A 24995-nucleotide genomic window follows, 5' to 3' on the forward strand; every position below is an offset into this window, starting at 1 on the left:
GCGGGCGTGGGGATCGCGACATGGATGATCTGCTCTCCGAATTCCTGACGGAAACCAACGAGAACCTGTCGGTTCTCGACGTGGAACTGGTCCGTCTGGAGCAGAATCCCAACAATCCGGAACTTCTGTCGAACATCTTCCGTCTGGTGCACACCATCAAGGGCACCTGCGGCTTCCTCGGCCTGCCGCGCCTGGAAAAGGTCGCGCACGCCTCGGAAAACGTGCTGGGCAAGTTCCGCGACGGGGAACTGACGATCAACCCTGAGGCGGTCTCGCTGATCCTTCAGGCGCTGGACACCATCAAGAGCCTGCTGGCGGTGCTGGAGGCGACGGAGGCGGAGCCGCCGGGCGACGACCTGCCGCTGATCGAGCGGCTGAACCTGTGCGCCGAAGGCAAGCTGGGCGCCGCCGCCCCGGCCAAGCCCGCTCCGGCCCCGGAGCCCCCGCCGGCCCCCGCGGTCGCGGCGGCGGACGAGGCGCCGGTGTCCTCGGGCAACGTCACCCTGGACGAGCTCGAGGCGATCTGGAATTCCACCCCCGGCCCGACCAGCACCGCGCTGGCCCCGGTCGCCGCGGAGCCGGCGGAAGACCCCGTCCCGTCGCACGACCTGGTCGTGCCGGACCCCGATCCGGTCCCCGCCGCCGCCAAGATGCCCGCTCCCGCCGCGGAGGCCGCGTCCGGCGCCGGTGCGGGCGGCGAGGCCGCGACCAAGGAATCGGCGGTCGCCGCGCAGACCATCCGCGTGAACGTGGATCTGCTCGAAAACCTGATGACCATGGTCTCGGAGCTGGTGCTCACCCGCAACCAGCTCCTCCAGATCCTGCGGTCGCAGAAGGAGAGCGAGTTCGCCGCCCCGCTGCAGCGCCTGAACCACGTGACGTCGGAGCTGCAGGAAGGCGTCATGAAGACGCGCATGCAGCCCATCGGCAACGCCTGGGCCAAGCTGCCGCGTCTGGTGCGCGACCTGTCGCACGAACTGGGCAAGAAGATCGACCTCCAGATGCTCGGCGCCGACACCGAGCTGGACCGCCAGGTGCTGGAGCTGATCAAGGACCCGCTGACGCACATGGTGCGCAACTCCGCCGACCACGGCCTGGAGGTGCCCGCCGACCGTCTGCGCGCGGGCAAGTCGGAGACCGGCCGCATCACGCTGAACGCCTATCACGAGGGCGGCCACATCATCATCGAGATCCAGGACGACGGTAAGGGCCTGGCGATCGACCGGATCAAGCAGAAGGCGATCCAGAACGGGATGGCCTCGGAAGGCGAGCTGGCGGCGATGTCCGACCAGCAGATCATCCAGTTCATCATGAAGCCGGGCTTCTCGACCGCGGCGAAGGTCACCAACGTGTCGGGCCGCGGCGTCGGCATGGACGTGGTCAAGACCAACATCGAGAAGATCGGCGGCACGATCGAGATCAAGTCCCAGCAGGGCAAGGGCTCGACCTTCGTCATCAAGATCCCGCTGACGCTGGCCATCGTGTCCGCCCTGATCGTGGAGTGCGCCGGCGAGCGCTTCGCCATCCCGCAGATCAGCGTGGTCGAGCTGGTGCGCGCCGCCGCCGACAGCGAGCACACCATCGAGCGGCTGAAGGGCACGCCGGTCCTGCGCCTGCGCAACCGCCTGCTGCCTCTGGTCTCGCTGCAGGAGCTGCTGCGGCTGGACGACCAGGAGGGCGGCGAGAAGAAGACCGACGAGACCTTCATCGTGGTCACGCAGGTCGGCACCTACACCTTCGGCATCATGGTCGACCGCGTGTTCGACACCGAGGAAATCGTGGTGAAGCCGGTGGCGCCGATCCTGCGCCACATCGAGATGTTCTCGGGCAACACCATCCTCGGCGACGGCTCCGTCATCATGATCCTCGACCCCAACGGCATCGCGTCGGCGACCGGCGAGATGGCCATGGGCGAGACCGCGTCGAAGGAGGCGACCTCCGTCCAGGCGACCCGCCAGGAGGACAAGATGGCCCTCCTGCTGTTCCGCGCCGGGGCCGGCGCGCCGAAGGCGGTGCCGCTGTCGCTGGTCGCCCGTCTGGAGGATGTCGACCTCGCCAGCGTCGAATCGTCCAACGGCATGCCGGTGGTCCAGTACCGCGGCAAGCTGATGCCGCTGGTGCCGATCGACCCGGGCTTCATGATCGGCCAGGAAGGCCGCCAGCCGGTTCTGGTCTTCGCCGACGGCGACCGGTCGATGGGCCTGATCGTCGACGAGATCGTCGACATCGTGGAGGAGCGTCTGGTGGTGCAGCTCACCGCCGACCGTCCGGGCCTGATGGGCTCGGCGATCATCGCCGGCAAGGCGACGGACGTGCTCGACGCGGGCTTCTTCCTGACCCAGGCCTACAAGGATTGGTTCGGCTCGTCCTCGACCGACGGCTACGAGGAGGAGAGGACGCTCCAGCGCGTGCTGCTGGTCGACGACAGCCCCTTCTTCCGCAATCTGCTGACCCCGCTGCTGTCGGTCGCCGGTTACGACGTCACCGCCGTGGAGAACGCCAACGAGGCGCTGGCGCTGTGCGAGGCGGGCGAGGACTTCGACGTCATCGTCTCCGACATCGAGATGCCGGGGATGAGCGGCTTCGACTTCGCCGAGGCGGTCCGCCAGGGCGGCACCCGCTGGAGCGGCACGCCGATGGTCGCCCTGTCCAGCCACGCCTCCCCGCGCGACCTCGACCGCGGCCGTCAGGCCGGGTTCACCGACTATGTCGCCAAGTTCGACCGTGACGCGCTGCTGTACGCGCTGCAGCAGACCCTGTCCGAGCAGAAAGGTGCCGCATGAGCAACGCCAAGCTGCCCGCCACCACCAAGAAGTCCAAGGGCGACGAGATCACCTCCGGTGGCAGCCAGGACTATGTGACCATGACGATCGCCGACCAGCTGTTCGGCATCCCGGTCCTTCAGGTCCAGGACGTGCTGGGTCACCAGCGGATCACCCGCATCCCGCTGGCCCCGCCGGAGGTTGCCGGTTCGCTGAACCTGCGCGGGCGCATCGTCACCGCCATCGACGTGCGTCTGCGGCTCGGCCTGACGTCGCGCCCGAAGGACAAGCCGGGCATGTCCATCGTGGTGGACCTGCGCGGCGAGCTTTACAGCCTGATGGTCGATTCGGTGGGGGAGGTGCTGAGCCTCTCCAACGATGACTTCGAGCGCAACCCGGCCACCCTCGACCCGCGCTGGCGCGAGGTGTCCACGGGCATCTATCGCCTGAACGGTCAGCTCATGGTGGTCCTGGACGTGCCGCGTCTGCTGAACTTCACCACGATGGAAGCGGCCTGAGGCGAAACCCCGGTCGGTGTTCAAAGCGAAGCCTGAGGCCCGTTCACCATGAAAGTTTGCCTGGTCGTCGACGACAGCCGCGTGGTCCGCAAGGTCGCGCGGAAGATCCTGGAAGAGCTGCACTTCGCCTGCACCGAGGCGGAGGACGGCAAGCAGGCCATGGATGCCTGCGCGCAGAAGATGCCGGACGCCATCCTGCTCGATTGGAACATGCCGGTGATGACCGGCATCGAGTTCCTGCGCCGTCTGCGCAAGATGAGCGGCGGGGATTTTCCCAAGGTCGTCTTCTGCACCACCGAGAACGACCTTGCCCACATCCAGGAGGCGCTGTCCGCCGGGGCGAACGAGTACATCATGAAGCCGTTCGACAGCGACATCATCCAGACCAAGTTCCAGCAGGTCGGGCTGCTGTGACGGGCGGGACCACCGCACCGCGCACCGCTCCGACCCTGAAAGGCTGATTGCGTTATGTCCGATCGTTTCGGCAGACCTCCTCCCCCCGCGCCGGCGGGGCATCCGACCGGTGCGGCCGGCGGCGATCCCGTCCGGGTGATGGTGGTCGACGATTCCGCCGTCATTCGTGGCCTTCTGACCCGCGCTCTGGAAGGCGATTCTGAAATCCGCGTGGTCGCGTCGGTCGGCGACGGCCAGATGGCGGTCAACGCCCTGCAGCGCAACTCGCTCGACGTCATCGTCCTCGACATCGAGATGCCGGTGATGGACGGGCTGACCGCCATCCCGAAGCTGCTGGCGGTGGCGCCGCAGGTGAAGATCATCATGGCCTCGACCCTGACGCTGCGCGGGGCCGACATCTCCATGCGCTGCCTGTCCGCGGGGGCGGCCGACTACATCCCCAAGCCGACCTCCACCCGCGAGATCGGCGGGGCGGACGCCTTCAAGCGCGAACTGGTGTCGAAGGTCAAGGCGCTGGGCGCCGCCGCCCGGCGCGCCGGATCCCGCACCCGCGGCGAGCTGCGCCCGCTGACCCCGGTTCCCGCCGCCTTCCTGAAGCGCGAGCCGCCGCCCGTCACGCTCCGCCCGGCCCCTGCCGTCGGTTCCGTCGGTCAGGTCAAGCCGGATGTCATCGCCATCGGCAGCTCCACGGGCGGCCCGCAGGCGCTGTTCGAGGTGCTGGCCCATCTGAAGACCGGCGTCACCCAGCCGATCCTGATCACCCAGCACATGCCGGCAACCTTCACCACCATCCTGGCCGAGCACATCACCCGCCAGTGCGGGCTGAACGCCCAGGAGGCGAAGGACGGCGAGCCGATCGTGTCGGGGCGCTGCTACATCGCGCCGGGCGATTTCCACATGCTGGTGACCCAGCGCGCGGGCGCCAACGTGATCTCGCTGACCAAGGACCCGCCCGAGAATTTCTGCCGTCCGGCGGTGGACCCGATGATGCGGTCCATCCTCCGCGCCTTCGGTGGGCGCAAGGTCCTGGCCTGCATCCTGACCGGCATGGGGCAGGACGGGCTGAAGGGCTGCACCGAGGTGGTGAACGCCGGCGGCACCCTGATCGCGCAGGACGAGGCGTCCAGCGTCGTGTGGGGCATGCCGGGCGCCGTCGCTCAGGCGGGCATCTGCTCGGCGGTGCTGCCGCTCAAGGAAATCGGTCCCTACATCCGCAAGTTCGCATCGAGGGCAGCATGAGAGTCGAAGATTTCGACATGTTCTCCACGCTGCTCAAGCAGCGTTCCGGCCTGGTTCTGACCCGGGACAAGGCCTACCTGCTCGAATCCCGGCTGATGCCGGTGGCGCGCAAGTGGAACATGAAGGGGCTGGAGGAACTGGCCTCCACCGTGCGGACGCGCAAGGACGAGGCGCTGCTGCGCGACATCACGGAGGCGATGACGACCAACGAGTCGTCCTTCTTCCGCGACCAGAAGCCCTTCGACCAGTTCAAGCAGATCGTCCTGCCGAGGCTGCTGGAGGCGCGGTCCGCCAAGCGGTCCATCCGCATCTGGTCGGCGGCCTGCTCGTCGGGGCAGGAAGCCTACTCGCTGGCCATGCTGCTGAACGAGGATGCGGCGAAGTTGGCCGGCTGGCGGATCGAAATCGTCGGCACCGACATCTCGGCGGAAATGGTGGAGCGCTCCAAGTCGGGCATCTACACCCAGTTCGAGGTGCAGCGCGGCCTGCCGATCCAGATGCTGGTGAAGCATTTCAAGCAGCAGGGCGACAAGTGGCAGATCAGCCAGCAGCTGCGCCAGATGGCCTCCTTCCGTGAGTTCAACCTGCTGGGCGACCTGTCCGTGCTGGGGCAGTTCGACATCGTGTTCTGCCGCAACGTGCTGATCTATTTCGACCAGCCGACCAAGACCAAGGTGCTGGAGGCGATCGCCCGCCAGATGCCGCAGGACGGCGTGCTCTATCTCGGCGGCGCGGAAACCGTTCTGGGAATCACCGACCGCTTCAAGCCGGTGGACGGCCAGCGCGGCCTGTACAGCCTGGGCGGCTTCCAGGTTCCGAGCGGGCTCAAGGCGGCCGTGTGATTCAAGCCTGTGTTGATTTAAGCCAGTGTCGATTTAAGCCGGCGTGACGGTGAGACGGTCGGCGGCGCCTTCCTCCATGATCCAACGGCGGAAGGCGGCGATCTTGGGCCGGTCGGCGGTCACCTCCGGGCAGACGAGGTAGTAACCGAAGTCTCCCGGCAGGGCGAGGTCGAACAGCCGGGTCAGCCGCCCGCTCGCCAGCTCCTCCAGCACCAGGGTGCCGCGCGCCATGGCGATGCCCTGGCCGTTCTCCGCGGCTTCGATGGCGATGCCGATCTCGTCGAAGACCATCTCGGAACTCGGCTTCAGGTCGCCGAGTCCGGCCATGGCCAGCCACGTCGCCCAATAGCTGTGGCCGGTCTCCTCGACCAGAACATGATGGCGCAGGTCGGCGGGCTGGCCCAGCGGCGTCGGCCCGTGCAGCAGGGCCGGGCTGCAGACGGGAAACACCGCGTCGTCGAGGAAGCGGTCGGCCCGCAAGCCCTCCCAGACCCCAAGGCCATGGCGAAGCCCGATGTCGATGTCGGCTTCGCGTTCGAAATCGATCTCGTGCTGGCTGACGCTGATGCGCAGATGGATCTCCGGGTGGCGGGCGCGGAAGCGGCCGATGCGGCTCATCAGCCAGCGGCTGGCGAAGGAGGGCGAGACGCTCATCGTCAGCACGCCGGAGCGTTCATGCTCCATGACCCGCTCCAGGCCGGTGGCCAGCCGCGCGAAGGCGTCGCGCACGCTGGGCAGCAGGAGTTGGCCGGCGTCGGTCAGAACGAGCGCCTGATTCAGCCGGCGGAACAGCCGGATGCCCAGCCGATCCTCCAGCGTGCGGATCTGGTGGCTGATCGCGCTTTGGGTGACGTTCAGCTCCTCCGCCGCGCGGGTGAAGCTGAGATGGCGCGCCGCCGCTTCGAAGGCGCGCAAGCCGTTGAGTGGGGGTATCTGCATGGGTCCGCATCCGCCGGATGGTTGCCCGGCCGCATGAAATTCTCTCATGCAGGTTAGAGAAAGCATCCTTTGCGGACAAGCCGCTTCCGGGTGCATTCCTAGGGGACGGAATTCATCAAGCGGAGTGTCGGATCATGAGCAGGAGAGCGCTGGGCGCCGTTTCCACAGACCGGGGCATGGTGTCTCTCGGTGGCGCGCGACGCTTTGCCGAGCGGGCGTTCGGCGAGGTTCTGGGGATGATCGAGCGCCACCGGCAGCGCCGCTCCCTGGCGGCGCTGGACGATCATCTGCTGCGCGATGTCGGGTTGAGCCGCACGGAAGCCCGTCGCGAAACCGAAAAGGCCTTCTGGCAGGAATGACCGCGGATGGCGGTGGGCGTGAACCCGCCGCCGGCCGCATGAGACGCGAGGGGGACGGGCGGTCGGCGGTCAGCCGGCCGCCTGTGCCTGTGGGTGCGGGACGCGCGGGATCGGGGACGCGTCCTCGTGCGGGTCGCGCAGCACATAGCCGCGGCCCCACACCGTCTCGATGTAGTTGTCGCCCTGGGTGGCCGCGGCGAGCTTCTTGCGCAGCTTGCAGACGAAGACGTCGATGATCTTCAGTTCCGGCTCGTCCATGCCGCCATAGAGATGGTTCAGGAACATCTCCTTGGTCAGGGTCGTGCCCTTGCGCAGCGACAGCAGCTCCAGGATGCCGTATTCCTTGCCGGTCAGGTGGAGCGGCTGGTTGTCCACCTCCACCGTGCGGGTGTCCAGGTTCACGGTCAGGCGGCCGGTGCGGATGATGCTGTCGGAATGGCCCTTGGAGCGGCGGACGATGGCCTGGATGCGGGCGATCAGCTCGCGCTTGTCGAAGGGCTTGGTCAGATAGTCGTCGGCGCCGAAGCCCAGACCCTTGATCTTGTGGTCCAGTTCCGACAGGCCGGAAAGAATGAGGATCGGCGTGGTCACGCGCGCGGCGCGCAGACGGCGCAGCACCTCGTAGCCATCAATGTCCGGCAGCATCAGATCGAGGATGATGATGTCGTAATCGTACAGCTTGCCGATTTCGAGTCCATCCTCACCGAGGTCGGTAGAGTCGACGATGTAGCCTTCCGACTGGAGCATCAGTTCGATGCTTTTGGCCGTGGAGGAGTCGTCTTCGACCAGCAGAACCCTCATGGCGATATCCCGATGTTAGATGGCGCGTTTTTGGCTTTCGATGCGGCGTTGCTTTCCCGCGGTTCCTTAACCGATTCCCTTAACAGATCGGCGCGTCCGTTTACACAAGTTAACAGACGATTCAGCTTAACGCCAGAGGCATAGCACTTCATTTAACGTTAATGTTTTTGGACGAGCATGACGGGGGCGGCATGGCGGCGCACGCCGAGCCGACCGCAAATTGCGCCGCCCGCGCCCGGCTCACCCGTCCCAATCCCGTCCGCTGATCCGCAAGACCGTGCCCGCCGACGTCGCCCGCATCCTTCAGGAAATCGAGTCCGTCTCCGGCTGCAGCCGCTTCGGGCGGGTCACCGCCGTGCTCGGCCTGCTGGTCGAGGTCGGGGGGATCGAGAAGGAATTGTCGGTGGGCGGGCGCTGCATCGTCGAATCCCGCGACGGCCGGCAGGTCCCCTGCGAGGTGGTCGGCTTCCGCCAGGGCCGCGCGCTGCTGATGCCCTTCGGCTCCATCGACGGGGTCGGGTTGGGCTGCCGCGCGCTGGTCTCGGACAGCCAGCCCATGGTCTTCCCGACGGAGGCGTGGCTCGGCCGCGTCATCAACGCGTTGGGCGAGCCGGTGGACGGCAAGGGGCCGCTGCCCAAGGGGACGCACGGCGTTCCCATCCGCAACAACCCGCCGCCCGCCCATTCCCGCGCCCGCGTGGGCGAGAAGCTGGACCTGGGCATCCGCGCCATCAACGCCTTCCTCACCTGCTGCCGCGGCCAGCGCATGGGCATCTTCGCCGGCTCCGGCGTCGGCAAGTCGTCGGTGATGTCGATGCTCGCCCGCTTCTCCGGCGCGGAGGTCGCGGTGATCGGGCTGATCGGCGAACGCGGGCGCGAGCTTCAGGAATTCATCACCGAAGACCTGGGGGAGGAGGGGCTGGCGCGCAGCGTCGTGGTCTGCGCCACCTCCGACGAGGCGCCGCTGATGCGCCGCCAGGCCGCCTACATGACGCTGGCCGTGGCGGAGGCCTTCCGCGACGCCGGCTGCAACGTGCTGTGCATGATGGACAGCGTGACGCGCTTCGCCATGGCCCAGCGCGAGATCGGCCTGTCGGCCGGCGAGCCGCCGACGACCAAGGGCTATCCCCCGACCGTCTTCGCCGAGCTGCCGCGCCTGCTCGAACGCGCCGGGCCGGGCCTCAGCGGGTCGGGCTCCATCACTGGCCTGTTCACCGTGCTGGTCGAAGGCGACGACCACAACGAGCCCATCGCCGACGCCGTGCGCGGCATCCTGGACGGCCACATCGTCCTGGAGCGCCAGATCGGCGAGCGCGGGCGCTATCCGGCCATCAACATCCTGCGCAGCGTGTCGCGCACCATGCCCGGCTGCAACTCCCCCATGGAGAACGAGCTGGTGAACCACGCGCGGCGGCTGATGTCGTCCTACGACAACATGGCGGAGATGATCCGCCTCGGCGCCTACCGCAAGGGCACCGACCCGCAGGTGGACGAGGCCATCCATTTCCAGCCGGCCTTGGAGGCATTCCTGAAGCAGGGCAAGCGCGAGGCGACGGACCTTGACAACAGCTACGCCCAGCTTGCCGCCATCTTCGGCATTGAACAGTGGCCGCCGCAAGAATGAGCAGTCTGAAGACCATCATCCGGCTCCAGAAATGGAAGCTCGACGAGAAGCGCCGGGCGCTGGCGGAACTCCAGAACCTCGCCGACCGGCTCCAGGCCGAGATCGAGCGGCTGAAGGAGGAGATCGCGGCGGAGCGCGACACCGCCCGCGGCAACGTCGAATACGCCTTCACCTACAGCAACTACATCCAGGCGGCGATGGAGCGCGGCAAGCGGCTGACCCAGTCGATGGGGCAGGTGGAGGCCCAGATCGCCGTCGCCACCGACGAGATGGCCGAAGCCTTCCAGGAACTGAAGCGCTACGAGCTGGCCGAAGAGGAGCGGCTGAAGCGCGAGAAGGAAAAGCTGAAGCGCAAGGAAGCCAACATGCTGGACGAGACCGCGCTGGTCGGCTTCCGCCGCCGCCAGCAGGAGGAGAGCAGCGTCGAATCCTGACGTCCCGCTTCGACCGGCCCGGCCCGCTCAGGTTGCCATGGCGTTGTCGGCGGGAAGATCCGAATAGGACACCACGCGCGCGCGGCCCGCGCGTTTGGCGGCGTACAGCGCCCGGTCGGCGTGCTGAAGCGCCAAGGTCAGGTCCGCCGCGTCCGTCGGCCACAGCGCAACCCCGATGCTGCAGCCGATCTGGATGTCCAGCCCGTCGACCATGATCGGGGTGGAGACGCTGTCGATGATCCGTCTGGCCACCTCCAGGACATAATGTCTCTGATGGCCGTCCGGCAGCGCGAGCAGCACGGTGAACTCGTCGCCACCGAGGCGCGCGGCGAAATCCCCGTGGCGCACGCAACGCGCCAGCCGTTCGCCGATCTCCTTCAGCACCAGATCACCGGTGTGGTGGCCATGCTGGTCGTTGATCGGCTTGAACCCGTCGAGGTCGATGTAGAGGATCGCCACGGCGTTGCGGTTCGACTCCGGCTGCTCCTGAAGGCGCTCCACATGCGCCTCGAAGAAGCGACGGTTGGCGAGACCGGTCAGGCGATCCTCGAAGGCGATGGCGCTCAGCGTCCGTCCCATCGTCCGCATCGCCTGGGCAACCTGACTGAATTCGGACGGGTGGACCGGGGCGGGAATGCAGGGGGCGTTAGGATCGAAGAGGTCCGACGACAGGGTTGCCGCCGACGCCTTGAGGTCCCGCAGGCCGCGCAGGACCATCACCTCCATCAGCACCCACACCCCTCCGCCGATGAGGAGCACCACGCCGACCATGACGCCGGTTCCCAGCAGCAGGTTCCGGTTGGCCGCGGCTAGGATGTCGTCGCGCGCAACGGCGACGACGATCTTGGCGCCGGTTTCCTCCAGGGTCGAGAAGCCGCTGATCCGGGGAACGCCGTCCAGGCCGTCGCCTTCGATGATGCCCATCTCCTCCCGCAGGATGCTGCGGAGTATCGGATGATCGGCCATCGATTGCCCGACGAGCCCCTGCGGGTCCGGCACGCGGGCGAGGATCGTCCCCTGGGAATCGAAGAGCGAGACGATTCCGCCGGACTCATGGGCGATCTCCGCGGACAGTTCCGCAAGCCAGCTCAGGTCCACCCCCGCCACCAGCATGCGGCTGACCGACCCGTCGTCATCGAGGATCGGCAGGGCGGTGACCACGCGGGGCTTCTTGCTGTTCTGGCCGATCAGGAAGTTGCTGACCGTGAAGCCGCGCGTCGCCAAAGCCTTTTGGAAATAGTCGCGTCCGGCGAGATTCGCCGGCCGGTTGCTGTTGCTGCTGCACAGCAGGTTGCCGTCGGGATTGAACACACCGAAGCCGGCGGCCCAGGGATAAAGTTCGGTCGCCCGTTTCAGCAAGGTCGAGCAACGTTCCGGACTGGCCTCCCGGACGTCGGGGACGAGGGTGAGAAGCTGAAGGACGTTGCGGGCCTGTTCGACGATCTGCGCCTGCTGCGCCGCTCCGCGGTCGGCCAGCAGGCGGGTGTCCTCGCGCGCCCGTTCGATGTCCTGGCTGCGCTCTTGAAACAGAAGGACGAGGACAAGCCCCACCAGCGGAAGAAGGGCGAGCAGAATGAAGGCTTCGAGGCGTGCGCGAAGCCCAACGCGCGCCCAGAGGGTTTGGGCGCGCCTCAATATTCGTGTACGTTTCAACGGACTCATCCACGCACCGGCCGACCCGCTTTATTCTCATGCGGGTTGAGGAAATCAAGCGGCGAAAGCTGTGACTTGGCGCGGTGCAGCCATGCCGGACGACGGGCGAGACGGGGATCGGAGGATCAGACGCGCCGCATCCGGGCGAAAAAATGCGGGTTGTCCCAACCGGGCTGGCGGTCCTCGATGACCACGCGCTGGGGGACGGGCATGGCCCGCTCCACCGTGATCTCCACCCAGCGGGGGATCAGCTCGTTGTTCAGATCGTCGAGCACGGCGATGGCCAGCGCTTCCGGTCCGGTGGCCGCCGCGGCGTCGGACAGGGCGCCGAGATAGGCGGCGACGCCGTCCGGCGTCACGACCGCGCGGTCGGGGACGTAGCGCAGGATCAGGCGGGTGCCGGGCGCCGGTTCCCCGTGCAACTCCACCAGATAATCATGGCGGGCGTCCGGGTTGGCGGCGGTGCTCAGAAATTCGCGGCGGTGCATGGCCAGGCTCGTCAGGCGGTGTAGCTGCTGCCGCCCGCCCCGGCCCGGGTCAGCTTGACCCAGCATTTGGCGCCGGATTGGAAGGACAGGCCGCCGATGTAGCCCACGGCGCGGATGCTGTCCGCGAAAATCTGGATCAGGTCCAGACGGATTTCCGGCGCCAGCGGGGTGTGGCTGCGCAGGATCAGGTCGAACCGGTTGGGCTGCACCAGCCCATCGAGCTGCATCGGACCGAGGCGGCTGAGATCCAGGTCGAGCAGGAAGCGGCTCCCCTTGTCGCCGCCCTTGCGGCCCGTCTTGCCGTCCTCTTCCGAATTTATGGGATGGATGTGCAGCTTGATCGGCAGCAGCCCGTTGGCGTCCATCATCGGCAAGGTGTAGGGACGCCAATCGCCCGGCAGGGGGTCGCCCGCCTGCTGCTGGAGGCTGCGGAATTCACGCTCCAACTGGGACAGCAGGCTCCCCTGGCCGGATTTCTCCAGGGCGGAGGCGGCGTCGTCCCCCAGCCAGCCGCGGGCGTCCCCGCCGCGGATCGCCGACAGGAAGAAACTCATCGCCGCGCCCAGCTTGCGGTTCGGCTGCGGCATCACCGTGCCGATCAGCGCCTGCGCGGCGGAGCGGTCCACGCCGGCGAGGGCGGTCAGGAGCTGGCGCATCGCGGGCCAGTCCCGCTCGCTCAGCGGCCCCGGCTCGGCGGCGAGCGGCGGCGGCGCGGTCTGGAGCGCCTTGGCGGGGTCGGTCAGGGCGGCGGTGACGGCGCTGCCCTGCGGCAGGCTCGCCTGGACGTTCAGCGCCAGCATGCCCTGCGGCGTGGCGAGGATCGGCTGGCCCTGCGGCGTGCTGCCGGCCACCGTGCCCTTCAGCACCGGCCCGTCGAGCGCCTGCGGCGTTGCCGGTGTGCCGCCGGGTTCCGCCCCCGGCGTCGTGGGCGACGCGGTCGGGACCGCGGTGCCGCGCGGCGGGGCCGGGGCCGATGGCGCCGCCGCCGGGAGCTGGGACGCGGGGTGGGGCGGGGCGCCGTCCTTGCGGGACGGGTTGCCGGCGTTCTGGCCGTCCGGTGGCGGAGATCCATCGTCCGGCGGGGCGGCCTGCGGCTGGTCGGGCGGAGGGGTGACGGTCAGGATCTTCAGCGCGACGGTGCCGCCCTGGGTCAGGACCGGCTCTCCGGCTGTTTTCGAGGGGGCCGGTTTCGCGGGAGCGGCCGGCTCCGGGAGGTCTCCGCCGGGATGCGCCGCGTCGCCGCCGAGTTCCACCGTGGCGTCGAGCATCGGCTTGCCGGGAAGCGGCGTGGTGGCCGGCGTGGTGCCCGGCGGCGATGGCGGGGCCTGCGGAGGAGCGGGCGCGGCGCCGGGCTGGCCGGTTGGCGACGGCCCGGGTGTCGGAGCCGGGCTGGCGGCGCCGTCCGTGGCGGGAGAGAGGGGTGCCGCCGGTGTGGTGCTGGTGGGCTGGCCGGGCAGGGCTGGGACCGCACCGGGCGGCGCCGGAGGCTTGGGCGCCGCGGCGATGACCAGCGCCGGCACGATGGTGCCCGGCAGCAGCAGGGGAAGAGGCTGGCCCGCCGGCCCCGTCGTCGGCGTGGCGGACGCCGGGGTGGGCAGGATCACCACCGGTGTCGCCGAGCCCTGGGGTTGCGCCGCGCCGGTCTGGCCGGGGATGGTCTTCGCCGGTCCTCCCACCGTCTGCGCGTTCGGTGGTGTGGTTGGCGCCGTGGTCGGCGTGCCCTGGGTCAGCACCAGAACCTTCGCCGCGAGGCTTTGGGTGGGGGAGGCCGCGGCGGGGTCGGTCGATGCCGCCTGCTCCAAAAGCACCTGCGCCGGGGTGATCTGGAGCGTCACCGGCTTGTCGGCGGGCAGCGGCGTCGGGGTCTGCACGAGCAGTTCGCCGGCCTGGGTGCGCACGCGGGCCAGGCCCTCCGGCGTGGTGCCGACGACGGTGCCGGTCAGCACGACCGGGCGGGCGATGTCCTGCAAGCGCTCCGGCAGGGCTTTGACCGTGCCCTCGGCGACCACCGCCGGGGCGGGCGCGGGGGTGGTCGCCGCCGCGGGGGCGGCGGGTGTTCCGGCGACCGGGGGTGGAAGGGTGCCCCCCATCCCGGCCTTACTGGCCGTTGAGAAGCCGCTGGGCGATGGCCAGCACGTCCCGCGCGGCGTCGGATGCGGGGGAGCGGGTCAGCAGCGGCGACTGGTTGCGGATGGCGTCGCGCACCTTCAGGTCGCGGCGGATGATGCCGGCCAGCGCGGGCTTGTATTTCAGGAAGTTCTGGCAGGCCTTCAGTATGGTGCCGTAGGTCCGCTCGCCGTCCTTCACGCTCTGCGCCATGTTCACCACGACGCGCAGGTCGGCGGTGGGGTTGGTGGCGTGGGTCAGCTTGATGAAGGCGTAAGCGTCGGTCAGCGAGGTCGGCTCGTCCGTCGTCACCACCAGCGTCGTCCCGGCGGGGCCGGACAGGGTGCGCACCGTGCGGTCGACGCCGGCGCCCATATCCATGATCACGCAGTCGTAGCGCCGGGCCAGCTCCATCAGGTCGTTGCGCAAGCCGGACAGGCGCTGGCTCGGCAACTGGGCGAGCGTCCCGGAGCCGGAGCGGCCGGCGATGATGTCGAAGCCGCCCTCGGTGTAGCGCTGGGCCGCGCGGCCGAGCGTCACGTCGCCGTTGATGACCGCGCCGAGATCGTTCTTCGGCTGGAAGCCGAGCTGGATGTCGACGTTGGCGAGGCCGAGGTCGCCGTCGAACAGCAGCGAGTTCTTGCCCATCTTGGTCAGCGCGTGGGCGAGCGTGATCGAGAACCACGTCTTGCCGACGCCGCCCTTTCCACTGGCCACGGCGATGACGTTGGCACCGCGCAGCGGGTGAACGTTCTTGAGGGCGGCCGGAAACACCGGATCGGTCATGGGATGGTCCTCGACGAAGAACGAACGGCTTTGGTCTTGGCAGGAGCCACCGGCTTGGGCCGGTTGCGCGCCGCCTTGTCCTCGGCGGGCATCATCAGGCGGGCGAAGGCCACCGGGTTCAGCGGTGTCAGCCCCTCGGCCACCTTGGAGGAAACGCTGGCGTTGCAGAAAGCCATGCGCGAACGGTGCGCGGTGCCGAGCAGGCTGCCCAGCCGACGCGCCATGTCGAGCCGGGTGATCAGCATCCGCCGCACGCCCAGCGCCTTGAAGGATTGGGCGATGTCGGCGGCTTCCATGGCGTCCAGCCCGGCGGGGAGCACGAGTATCGGCTCGGCCACCCCGGCGGACAGCAGGGCCTTGAGGTCGGCCATGTCTTCCCGGTTGTAGGGGTTGCGTCCGGCGGTGTCCACCAGGACGACGTCGGCGCCGCGGCTGACCTCGAACGCGCCCGCGAGCGCGTCGGGGTCCTCCACCGTCGCCAGTTTGATTTTCATCAGACGCGTGAAGGCGGCCAACTGTTCCATGCCGCCGGCGCGAACCGTGTCGGTGGTGATCACGCCGACCGAGCGTTTGCGGAACACCGCCTGGGCGGCCAGCTTGGCGACGATCAGCGTCTTGCCGCTGCCCGGCGGGCCGACCAGGATCAGCGGCTTGTTGCCGCCGCGCCGGTCCTGCAGCGGGCTGAAGGTGAACATGGAGTCGAGCGCTGCGCCCAGCGCCAGCGCGGGGTCGTCGGTGTCCAGCCCGGCGGCGGCGTCGATCAGCTGCTCGGCCAGGGCCGCGGGCACGCCGTGGCGGTGCAGCACGTCGGCCACCACCTCGCCCACGTCGATCTCCGGCTCCTCCTCGACCACCACCACGGGGCGGGCGGTCCGCGTCGGCTGGGCCGTGCGCGCCTGCGCCATCAGCAGATCGTCGTCCTCCACCGCCGCGGTCACGCGAACGCCGCCGCCGTCCTCCTCGCGCGTGGCGACGATGATGGCATCGTCGCCCAGCGTCTGGCGGACCATGCGCATGGCTTCGGACATGGACTTGGCGTGGAACGACTTCAGCCGCATCGGCTCGCTCCCCGCCCGTCACACTGGTTCGTCATGGCCTGCATCAGATCTGCCCCAGGGTCTTGATCCGCGCCTTGGGATGGATCTCGTTCTGCGACATCACCACGGTGGCCGGCCGGAACCGCTCGACGATCGAGCGGACGAAGGGACGGATCAGGGGGCTGGTCAACAGGACGGGGGTCTCGCCCATCATGGCGTGTCGCTCGAAGGTTTGGCGGACCGAAGTGATGAATTGCTGAAGCCGGCTCGGCGCCATCGTCAGTTGCCGGTCGTCGCCATCACCCACCAGCGATTCCGCGAACGCCTGCTCCCACTCGGGGGACAGGGTGACGAGCGGGATGACTCCCATCTCGTTGATGTTCGCGTCGCAGATCTGCCGCGCCAGGCGCGTGCGCACATGCTCGGTGATCTGCGTGATGCTGCGGGTTTGGCTTGCCGCCTCGGACACGCCCTCCAGAATGGTGGCAAGATCGCGTACCGAAACCCGTTCTGCAAGCAGGTTCTGCAACACCCGTTGCAATCCGCCCACAGTGATCTGCGCCGGCACCACGTCGGCGATCAGCTTCTGGTGCTCCTTGTCCAGCTCGTCCAGCAGCTTCTGGGTCTCGGTGAAGGACAGCAGCTCCGGCATGTTGTCCTTGATGAGTTCGGTCAGATGCGTGGTGATGACCGTGGACGGATCGACCACCGTGTAGCCCTTGAACAGCGCCTCCTCGCGATAGCCCGGCTCGATCCAGATGGCCGGCAGGCCGAAGGTCGGCTCCACCGTCTGCTCGCCGGGCAGGCTCATCGCCTCGCCGCGCGGGTCCATGACCAGAAGCATGTTCGGGCGGATGTCGCCGCGCCCCGCCTCGATCTCCTTGACGCGGATGATGTAGGCGTTGGGCGGAAGCTGCAGGTTGTCCTGGATGCGCACCGCCGGCATGACGAATCCGACCTCGCCGGCGATCTGGCGGCGCAGCCCCTTGATCTGGTCGGTCAGCCGGTGGCTGCCCGCCTGCGGCTGGTTGATCAGCGACAGCAGGCCGTAGCCCAGCTCCAGCCGGATCAGGTCGATGGCCAGCGCCGTGGCGATCGGCTCGTCGGCCACCGGGGCGGCCCCGCCGCCCGGCCCGCCCATGCCCGCGGCCTCGGCGGCGGCGGCCTCCGCCTCCTCCGCCTCCTTCTTGGCGCGCAGCTTCGGCAAATACCAGGCGGCGGCCCCGACGGCGGCGACCACCGGCAGGAAGGGCAGCATCGGCATGCCCGGCATCAGGGCGAGCAGGCCGATGGCGCCCGCCGACAGGCCGAGCGCGCTGACGTGGTTGGTGAGCTGGCCGACCACCGCCTTGTCGGTGGACCCGCCGGTGCCGGCCTTCGACACCAGGAAGCCGGCGGAGATGGAGATGACCAGCGCCGGGATCTGCGAGACGAGGCCGTCGCCGATGGTCAGCTTGGTGAAGGTGTCCAGCGCCTGCATGATCGGCATGTCGTAGCGCAGGACCGCCAGCGACACGCCGCCGATGATGTTGATGAACATGATCATCAGGCCGGCGACGGCGTCGCCCTTCACGAACTTCGACGCACCGTCCATGGAGCCGAAGAAGGCGCTTTCGTCCTCCAGTTCCTTGCGCTTGGCGCGGGCGGTGGTCTCGTCGATCATGCCGGCGGACAGGTCGGCGTCGATGGCCATCTGCTTGCCGGGCATGGCGTCCAGGGTGAAGCGCGCCGCCACTTCGGCGATGCGGCCCGAACCGGCGGTGATGACCTTGAAGTTCACGATCGTCAGGATCGCGTAGACGATCACGCCGATGATGAAGTCGCCGCCCATGACGAAGCCGGCGAAGGCCTCGATCACATGGCCCGCCGCCGCCGTGCCTTCATGACCCTGCGTCAGGATCAGGCGTGTGGAGGCCATGTTCAGAGACAGGCGCAGCAGCGTGGTGATGAGCAGGATCGTCGGGTAGGCCGACAGCTCCAGCGGCTTCTCGATGAACAGCACCACCATCAGGATCAGGACCGAGATGGTGACGTTCAGCCCGAGCATCATGTCGAGCAGCATCGGTGGCAGCGGCAGGATCAGCCCGACGACGATCAGCATGATGCCGGCCGCCATCACGATGTCGCCGCGCTTCAGCGCCCCCTTGGCGACGGCCACCATGTCGGTCAGCGCGGTCATGTTGCCGCCGCCGCCCGCTCGCGCCCCCGGATTGTGTTCGGTCAGTGCCATGCCGCCGCTCCTCCGCCTTTCCCCCGATCAGCGGATCAGTAGGCCGCCCGTTCCTCGGCACCCGGCGGCGGCACCGGCACGCCTTCCTCGCTGTACTGCTTCAGCTTGTTGCGCAGCGTCCGGATCGAGATGCCCAGGATGTTCGCCGCGTGGGTGCGGTTGCCCAGGCAGTGCGACAGCGTGCCGATGATCAGGTCGCGCTCGACCTCCGCCACCGTGCGGCCGACGAGACCCTGGACGGCGGGGGCGCCGGGCGCCGCCGCTCCGGCGTTGCCATAGGACGACGCTCCGGCGTTGCCGTAGGCCGCGGCCCCCGCGGCGTGACCCGGAGGCGGCGCGTAGGAGGTCGGGTAGCCGGGCGCCGGCTGCCCATAGCCGCGCGGCGCCTGCGGCACCGTGCCGCCCGGCCCGGCGAAGGGGTTGGCGACCGGCGAGTTGGTCGGGATCGACGCCTGCGCCGACCCTTCCGGGGCGAGCATCTGGCTGGTCAGCATGATCGAGTCCGGCCCGACCGTCTCCGATTTGGAGAGCAGGACGGCGCGGTGCATGGTGTTTTCCAGCTCGCGCACGTTGCCGCGCCAGTGGTGGGCGCGCAGCATCATGAGCGCGTCGTCCGACAGCCGCTTCTCGCCCAGCCCGTTGGCCTGCGCGTATTTCTTCAGGAAATGGTCGGCGATCATCGGGATATCGGCCGGCCGTTCGCGCAGGGACGGGATGGCGACGCTGAAGACGTTCAGCCGGAAATAGAGGTCCTCGCGGAAGTTGCCGGCGCGGACTTCGTTTTCCAGGTTGCGGTTGGAGGTGGCGATCAGGCGGACGTTGACCTTCACCGGCTGGGACGAGCCGATGCGGTCGATCTCCTTCTCCTGGATGGCGCGCAGCAGCTTGGCCTGGAGCCGCGGGTGCATCTCCGACAGCTCGTCGAGCAGCAGGGTGCCGCCGTTGGCCTCCTCGAAGCGGCCGAGCCGGCGGGCGACGGCGCCGGTGAAGGCGCCCTTCTCATGGCCGAACAGCTCCGATTCCAGAAGGTTTTCCGGGATGGCCGCGCAGTTCACCGCGACGAAGGGCGCGTCGGAGCGCCGGCTCTTGCGGTGGATGTAGCGGGCCATCAGCTCCTTGCCGGTGCCGCTCTCGCCGGTGATCAGGACGGAGGCGTCGCTGGGCGCCACCTGGTCCGCCAGCCGCAGGGTCGCCAGCATGGCCGGGTCCTGGCAGACGATGGCGTGGCTTTCCTCCGCCACCGCCTCAAGCACGGCGGCGATCAGCTCCGCGTCGGGGGGCAGGGGGATGTATTCCTTGGCGCCGGCGCGGATCGCCTTCACCGCCGCCGCCGCGTCGGTGCCGATGCCGCAGGCCACCACGGGAATGGTGATCCGTTCCGCCTTCAGGCTCTCGATGAAGGTCGCGATGTCGAGTTTGACGTCGATCATCACGAGGTCCGCCCCCGCCGCCGCGCGCAGGGCGTTCAGGGCGCCCTCGATGCTGTCGGTGTGGGACACCTTCGCCCCGCGCTGCATGGCGATCTTGCCAGCGGCGGTGATGTACCCTTCCAACGTTCCAACGATCAGCAGACGCATCTTACGCTCCCCTCGGAGAACCCCGGTCGGAGTCCCGATCGAAGTACTGAATCCGCTTTCCAGGCGGAAGAACGGCGTTCAGGAGCATCTCCAGACGCCGCGGATTTTCCTGTCGCGCGATGGATACCGCGCCGATGGTGTAGAGAGTCTTGACGAGCGCGTCCTCTTCCGCCGTCCGCTCCACCTTGGCGGCCAGCGGGGCCAGCGCGACGTTGCCGAGCACCGCCCCGTAGAAGGTGGTCAGCAGGGCCAGCGCCATGGCCGGGCCGATGCTCGACGGGTCGTTCAGGCTGCCCAGCATCTGGACGAGGCCGACCAGCGTGCCGATCAGCCCCATGGCCGGCGCCACCTCCGACGCGCGGCGCAGCACGCCCGCGCTCTTGACCTTGCCGGCGCCCGACGCCTCGACCTCGCCGATCAGCATCCGCTCGATGTCGTCGGGCGGCAGCCCCTCGGCCACCAGCGTGACCGAGCGGTGCAGGAACGACTCGTGCTTCAGCTCCGGCAGGACGTTGCGCAGCGTCTCCGGCGCGCGCCGCGCCGCCTCGGCGAGCAGGAGCACCTGCCGGGCCACGCCGCGCGGGTCGCTGGTGCGGTGGATCAGCACCGCCCCGGCGTCGCGCCACGCGATGGCCACGTCGGACAGCGAGAAGGAGGCGGTGGTGACCGCCAGCGTGCCGCCCAGCACGATGATGAGCGACGGCGGGTCGACGAAGGCGCGCAGACTGCCGCCCGACGCCATGGCGACGAAGATGACCACGGCGGCGGCGGCCAGACCGACCAGCGTCGCCATGTCCACCCCGCCGCGCGGCCGGGCCGAACGCCCACCCCGGCGGGACGGTTCAGCGCTGTCTCGTGTGAGGCTCATCCGCGGTCCGACTTGATGATTTCGGTCATGGTGATGCCCAGCCGGTCTTCCACGACCACGACCTCGCCGCGGGCGACCAAGCGGTTGTTCACGTAGATGTCGATGGCCTCGCCGACCTTGCGGTCCAGCTCCACCACCGCGCCGCGCCCGAGCTTGAGCAGCTGGCTGACCTGCATGGTCGATTTGCCGAGCACGGCGGAGATCTGGACGGGGATGTCATAGACCGCTTCCAGATCCTTGGCTGGACCCAGGCCGGTCTCATACTCCGCAATGTCGCTGCGGCCGCCGCCGTCCAACTCGTCGAGGGAGAAGCTGTCCTTGGCCATCGAAGTCTCCAGAAGCCCTTGGAACCTTAAAAAAACCCTGTCCGCCGTCCAACCCGCGGGGATGTCACCCCGGCGGCGCTTCCAGCAGGCCGGCCATCCGCCGTTCGATCTGGGCGAGCAGGCCGGCGGTGTCGCGCTCCACCCCGCCCTCGGCCCACTCGATCCGGCAGCTTCCCGGCGCGAGCCCGGAATCGCCCACCACCATCAGCTTGGCGCCGAAGCCGCGGGAGGCGATCACCTGATCCAGATGCTCGCGCACCGCGTCCACCATGTCGTCGGCGACGCGCACCACCAGGCGCGGCTCGTCGATCAGGTCGGTCAGGCAGGAGCGCACCAGCCCTTCCACCTCCATCAGCCCGCCGCGCCGCGCCAGTTCCGGCATCAGCTTGCGGACGATGGCCAGCGCGATGTGCACGGGCTGGTCGGCCCGCTGGGCGCTGGTGGCGTAATGCTCGTTCAGAAGATGCTGCACGCCGTTGCCGACGGTTTCCAGCGCGTTGGCGATCCGCGCCTGCACCGTCGCCTCGATCTCGACGCGGGCCTGTTCGTAGCCGTCCTTGCGGCCGGCGTTGTTGCCGTCGACGAAACCCTTGCCGTAGCCCGTCGACTTGCCGGCGGTCTCGCCCTCCGCGAAGCCGGCGGCGCGGGCGGCGGCGAGATCGGCCTCGCCGAACACCGGCGGCGGCGGTTCGGGCGGCAGCTCCGGCTCCGGTTCGGGCTCCGGTTCCGGCAGGGGGATGTTGTCGAAATAGTCGTCGTCGGCCTGGAGCTGGCGGCGCGGCGGCGCGTCCACGTCGAAGGACTCGTCGAACAGGAATTTGCGGACCGAGCTCATGGCGTCAGCTCTCCTGATACAGCCAGTTGCGCAGGATCGACACCGCTTCCTCCGGATGCTTCTCCACGATCTCGCCCACCTTGCGCAGCGAGGAGGCGCGGACGCGGCCTTCGACGCGGTTGATGTCGATCATCTGCTCCAGCTCCTCGTCGGCCTGGGCGGCCTCCAGGGCGAGGTCCTGGGCCAGCGCGCCGGTCGGCGCGGCCAGGGCGGCGGGCATGCCGCTCTGGTCGGCCAGCAGGCGGTCCATGTCGTCCTCCTCCTGCTGGTCGGCCTTCTCGAAGGCGCGGGTGATCAGCGGACGGATGACCAGCAGGATGATCAGCACGGCGACGATGCCCAGCACGACCATCTCCGCGATGCGGAACAGGTCGTCCTTGGTCATGCCGAGGAACAGCTCCTCCGGCTTCTGGACGTCGTCTTCCGGCGACCAGAAGCGCATGTTGATGACTTCCAGCGTGTCGCCGCGCACGGCGTCGAGGCCGACGGCGGAGCGGACGAGCGCCTTGATGCTCTCCAGCTCCTGCTCCGACCGCGGCTGGTAGGCCGCCGGGTTGCCGTCCCTGGGCAGGCTGTAGGTGCCGTCGACCAGCACGGCGACCGACAGGCGGCGCACCTGCCCGGACTCGCGGACGTGGTTCTTGGTGGTCCGGCTGATCTCGTAGTTGATCGTCTCTTCGCTGCGGTTCTGCTTGTTCTGCGAGATCGGCCCGGCGTTGTTGCCCGACTGCGCGGTCGGCAGATTCTGGTCCACGGTGACCGGCGACAGCGGGTCGCGGTCGTGGCTCTCGTTCGCCTCCGTCACCGTCTGGGTGGAGCGGACGACCTGGCTTTCCGGATCGAAGATTTCGGATTGCGTGGTGATGCGGTCGAAGTCGAGATCGGCCGACACCTCCGCCCGCACCTTGCCGTAGCCGACGGTGCGGCCCAGCAGATCCTCGATGATGCGGGCGACGCGGCTCTCGTAGGCGACCTTCTTCTCCTCCGCCGAGGCCAGCATGGCGTCCGCGCTGTCGTTGCCGGTGCCGCGGGCGAGCAGGGTGCCCTTGTCGTCGACGATGGAGATGCGACTGGGGTCGAGGTTCGGCACGGAGGCGGCGATCAGGTGCTGGATCGCCTGGATGTTCTCGCGCGACAGCTGGGCGCCGGGGCGCAGCTTTATGAAGATGCTGGCCGTCGCCGGGTTCTGCTGGCGCGCGAACAGCTCGCGCTTGGGCAGCACCAGATGGACGCGGGCGCTCTGCACCCCGTTCAGCGTCTGCACCGTGCGCGCCATCTCGCCTTCCAGGGCGCGCAGATGGTTGATGTTCTGCATGAAGCTGGTGGCGCCGAAGCCTTCGCCCTTGTCGAACAGCTCGTAGCCGATCGAGCCGCCCGACGGCAGGCCGGCGGCGGCCATCCGCATGCGGGTCGGCCCCACCTGTTCGGCGGCGACCATGATCTTCGTGCCGGTCTTGTCCACCGTGAAGGGGACCTTCGCCTCCTCCAGCTTCTTGGCGATGGCCGCGGCCTCGGTGGGCTGGAGTTCGGCGTAGAGAAGCTCCATCTCCGGGGAGGAGAGGCGCGTCATCAGATAGACGAAGAATCCGATCAGGAGCAGGCCGACGCCGCCGATAGCGGCCAGGCGCGCGGGACCCAGGTTGCGCAAGGTCTGCAGAAGGTTGTTCACGCGCCAGTCCCCGATCGGATGCCCCGGTGGATTTCCGGGAAGTTCTTGATTTCGCAGACGCAGAAAAAGAATTTGCAAAAACCGCGCCGGTCCCTGCCTTAAGCGCGCATGCTGGGCTGTCTTGATGAAGAGAGCGTTAATTCGTGGGCAGAAATTGCCCAGTGCCCGGCAAAATGTGCCTACCGGTGCGCGCCGGCAACGCTCCTTTGCCGATCAGTGAGCGAGGAGCGGGCCGGCGGCTCTCCGTAAAAGCGCGACGATGCGATCGTTTGTGCGGCAAGCAATTAAAAATTACCTCTAAAGAAAGAATGATGTGCGCGCACATACCCATTCTAATTCTAGGGTCTGTTGGGACGTAGGTAGTAAATATCGCAGCGGTGGTTGACTTTGCGGCGCCGACGACATAGCTGAGTTGCAATGGTCGCTTGTCCGATACCAAAAAGATCGTGGCACAAGCACGTGGGAATCTTTCAAACGCAAAACCGAATGTTGCTTCGCGCGACATAGGGCTTTGTCACTGTCGTCGATGGGGGAATGCCGTGAAAAGACGTGGACGCGAGAAAAAGGAAGGCCTCAACGAGGTCGATGTGTTTGTTGGCCAGCGCCTGCGCGAATTGCGCATGCTCGCCGGCCTGAGTCAGAGCGATGTCGCGTCGGCTCTGGGGCTGACCTTTCAGCAGCTTCAGAAGTACGAGCGTGGATTCAACCGGGTTTCGGCCAGCCGGCTGTTCAAGCTGGCGCAATTTTTCCGGGTCCCGGTTTCCGTCTTCTTCGAGGGGCTGGAGGAGCGTCACGCCGCCCAGGAGGCCGGCATCGCCAGCCCGCAGACGGAAGAGTCGGAGGGCACCCTGCGCTCCCGCGAGGCGCTGATGCTCGCCCGCTACTTCCAGAACATCCGCGATCCCGAGATTCGCGGGGCGATCCGGGAACTGGCCGAACGCTGCGCTGACCAGAGCGACGGTGCCGGCGACCCGGCCGTCGGCGAGGATGCCGGGGTGGTCGAGCCGCCCGTCGTGCGCGGTCGCCGCGGGCGGGGTGCCGGCCACAGCGTCGGGCAGGCGTGAAACCCGGGCGGAGGGGTGGCCGAGGGTTCCGCCCAACGCGACTCCATCCGCCCGACCCCTGGAAAATGACCGACCCCGCCGACGATGGCCGGGTCCTGCGCGGACCGCAGTCTTTCCGCCTCAAGCCCCCGTGAGGTGAGCGGATTTGCGGGCTGTCGCGTCGCGATCGGCCCTGGCGTCGGGATAAAAAGGAAAAGCCGGCAACCCGTCGAGGTTGCCGGCTTCATGATGGTGGAGCCAAGGAGGATCGAACTCCTGACCTCTACAATGCCATTGTAGCGCTCTCCCAGCTGAGCTATGGCCCCACTTATGATCAGACCAACACAAGAAGTGTTGGTGCGCTTGGAGGGACTCGAACCCCCACGGCCTTTCAGCCACTAGGACCTGAACCTAGCGCGTCTACCAATTCCGCCACAAGCGCATC

Annotated in this window: 22 protein-coding genes and 2 tRNA genes; 9 read left to right on the top strand and 15 right to left on the bottom strand. The window is 68.2% G+C overall.

The features are described 5' to 3' along the window. The first annotated feature begins 20 nt into the window (after positions 1 to 20). From D3869_RS21505 to D3869_RS21525, 5 genes are all read left to right on the top strand, one after another. A complete protein-coding gene (locus D3869_RS21505) occupies positions 21 to 2783 on the top strand; it encodes a hybrid sensor histidine kinase/response regulator (RefSeq protein WP_137141830.1) in 2763 nt (920 codons plus the stop codon). Then, a complete protein-coding gene (locus tag D3869_RS21510; protein WP_014198311.1) occupies positions 2780 to 3280 on the top strand; it encodes a chemotaxis protein CheW in 501 nt (166 codons plus the stop codon). Before D3869_RS21505 ends, D3869_RS21510 begins: the two co-directional genes overlap by 4 nt. Before the next feature lie 48 nt (positions 3281 to 3328). After that, entirely contained in the window at positions 3329 to 3694 is a 366-nt protein-coding gene (locus D3869_RS21515; RefSeq protein WP_137141831.1) for a response regulator, read from the top strand. Positions 3695 to 3832: 138 nt separating this feature from the next. Then, on the top strand, positions 3833 to 4933 hold the full coding sequence (locus tag D3869_RS21520; protein ID WP_175426571.1) for a protein-glutamate methylesterase/protein-glutamine glutaminase: 1101 nt from the start codon (positions 3833 to 3835) through the stop codon (positions 4931 to 4933). Further along, entirely contained in the window at positions 4930 to 5775 is an 846-nt protein-coding gene (locus tag D3869_RS21525) for a CheR family methyltransferase (protein ID WP_137141833.1), read from the top strand. The genes D3869_RS21520 and D3869_RS21525 overlap by 4 nt, the downstream gene beginning before the upstream one ends. A gap of 33 nt (positions 5776 to 5808) precedes the next feature. Here the strand turns inward: D3869_RS21525 and gcvA are convergent, their stop codons facing one another. Further along, complete coding sequence (gene gcvA / locus D3869_RS21530) at positions 5809 to 6714, bottom strand: transcriptional regulator GcvA (RefSeq protein WP_137141834.1); 906 nt, start codon at positions 6712 to 6714, stop codon at positions 5809 to 5811. Positions 6715 to 6848: 134 nt separating this feature from the next. Between gcvA and D3869_RS21535 the strand changes: the two genes are divergently transcribed. Further along, entirely contained in the window at positions 6849 to 7073 is a 225-nt protein-coding gene (locus D3869_RS21535) for a DUF1127 domain-containing protein (RefSeq protein WP_247895829.1), read from the top strand. 69 nt (positions 7074 to 7142) lie between these two features. On the opposite strand, the gene ctrA is transcribed toward D3869_RS21535, so the two are convergent. After that, a complete protein-coding gene (gene ctrA, locus D3869_RS21540; protein WP_109070287.1) occupies positions 7143 to 7874 on the bottom strand; it encodes a response regulator transcription factor CtrA in 732 nt (243 codons plus the stop codon). 277 nt (positions 7875 to 8151) lie between these two features. Between ctrA and fliI the strand changes: the two genes are divergently transcribed. Together fliI and D3869_RS21550 are read left to right on the top strand one after the other, a co-directional pair. Beyond that, positions 8152 to 9498, top strand: coding sequence for a flagellar protein export ATPase FliI (gene fliI / locus D3869_RS21545; protein WP_014198319.1), 1347 nt, complete (start codon positions 8152 to 8154; stop codon positions 9496 to 9498). Continuing rightward, a complete protein-coding gene (locus D3869_RS21550; RefSeq protein ID WP_137141835.1) occupies positions 9495 to 9932 on the top strand; it encodes a flagellar FliJ family protein in 438 nt (145 codons plus the stop codon). The genes fliI and D3869_RS21550 overlap by 4 nt, the downstream gene beginning before the upstream one ends. A gap of 27 nt (positions 9933 to 9959) precedes the next feature. Here D3869_RS21550 and D3869_RS21555 read toward each other — a convergent pair whose 3' ends face one another. From D3869_RS21555 to fliF, 11 genes are all read right to left on the bottom strand, one after another. Beyond that, positions 9960 to 11585 carry a sensor domain-containing diguanylate cyclase gene (locus D3869_RS21555; protein WP_175426545.1) on the bottom strand — a complete coding sequence of 542 codons (1626 nt, stop codon included), beginning with the start codon at positions 11583 to 11585 and terminating at the stop codon, positions 9960 to 9962. A 125-nt stretch (positions 11586 to 11710) separates the two neighbouring features. Beyond that, positions 11711 to 12073: a hypothetical protein gene (locus tag D3869_RS21560; protein WP_137141837.1), complete on the bottom strand. Its 363-nt coding sequence runs from the start codon at positions 12071 to 12073 to the stop codon at positions 11711 to 11713. An 11-nt stretch (positions 12074 to 12084) separates the two neighbouring features. Then, a complete protein-coding gene (locus D3869_RS21565; protein WP_175426546.1) occupies positions 12085 to 14163 on the bottom strand; it encodes a hypothetical protein in 2079 nt (692 codons plus the stop codon). A 7-nt stretch (positions 14164 to 14170) separates the two neighbouring features. Beyond that, a complete protein-coding gene (locus D3869_RS21570; protein ID WP_137141838.1) occupies positions 14171 to 14965 on the bottom strand; it encodes a MinD/ParA family protein in 795 nt (264 codons plus the stop codon). Next, on the bottom strand, positions 14962 to 16023 hold the full coding sequence (locus D3869_RS21575) for a GTPase (protein ID WP_137105471.1): 1062 nt from the start codon (positions 16021 to 16023) through the stop codon (positions 14962 to 14964). Before D3869_RS21575 ends, D3869_RS21570 begins: the two co-directional genes overlap by 4 nt. A gap of 43 nt (positions 16024 to 16066) precedes the next feature. Continuing rightward, entirely contained in the window at positions 16067 to 18232 is a 2166-nt protein-coding gene (flhA, locus tag D3869_RS21580; protein ID WP_137141839.1) for a flagellar biosynthesis protein FlhA, read from the bottom strand. Between the two features lie 35 nt (positions 18233 to 18267). Further along, positions 18268 to 19809 carry a sigma-54-dependent transcriptional regulator gene (locus tag D3869_RS21585; RefSeq protein ID WP_137141840.1) on the bottom strand — a complete coding sequence of 514 codons (1542 nt, stop codon included), beginning with the start codon at positions 19807 to 19809 and terminating at the stop codon, positions 18268 to 18270. A gap of 1 nt (position 19810) precedes the next feature. Continuing rightward, complete coding sequence (locus tag D3869_RS21590; RefSeq protein ID WP_137141841.1) at positions 19811 to 20677, bottom strand: motility protein A; 867 nt, start codon at positions 20675 to 20677, stop codon at positions 19811 to 19813. Then, positions 20674 to 21003: a flagellar motor switch protein FliN gene (fliN, locus tag D3869_RS21595; protein ID WP_014198330.1), complete on the bottom strand. Its 330-nt coding sequence runs from the start codon at positions 21001 to 21003 to the stop codon at positions 20674 to 20676. Before fliN ends, D3869_RS21590 begins: the two co-directional genes overlap by 4 nt. A 64-nt stretch (positions 21004 to 21067) precedes the next feature. After that, complete coding sequence (locus D3869_RS21600; protein WP_137141842.1) at positions 21068 to 21838, bottom strand: FliH/SctL family protein; 771 nt, start codon at positions 21836 to 21838, stop codon at positions 21068 to 21070. 4 nt (positions 21839 to 21842) lie between these two features. Beyond that, on the bottom strand, positions 21843 to 23507 hold the full coding sequence (gene fliF, locus D3869_RS21605; protein ID WP_137141843.1) for a flagellar basal-body MS-ring/collar protein FliF: 1665 nt from the start codon (positions 23505 to 23507) through the stop codon (positions 21843 to 21845). A gap of 587 nt (positions 23508 to 24094) precedes the next feature. Between fliF and D3869_RS21610 the strand changes: the two genes are divergently transcribed. Further along, positions 24095 to 24571 carry a helix-turn-helix domain-containing protein gene (locus tag D3869_RS21610; protein ID WP_247895830.1) on the top strand — a complete coding sequence of 159 codons (477 nt, stop codon included), beginning with the start codon at positions 24095 to 24097 and terminating at the stop codon, positions 24569 to 24571. A 229-nt stretch (positions 24572 to 24800) separates the two neighbouring features. Here the strand turns inward: D3869_RS21610 and D3869_RS21615 are convergent. Together D3869_RS21615 and D3869_RS21620 are read right to left on the bottom strand one after the other, a co-directional pair. Beyond that, positions 24801 to 24876 (bottom strand) — tRNA-Ala (locus D3869_RS21615). A gap of 29 nt (positions 24877 to 24905) precedes the next feature. After that, positions 24906 to 24992: transfer RNA gene (locus D3869_RS21620), tRNA-Leu, on the bottom strand. Between the last annotated feature and the right edge of the window lie 3 nt (positions 24993 to 24995).

The organism is Azospirillum brasilense, from assembly GCF_005222205.1.
GTDB lineage: Bacteria > Pseudomonadota > Alphaproteobacteria > Azospirillales > Azospirillaceae > Azospirillum > Azospirillum brasilense_G.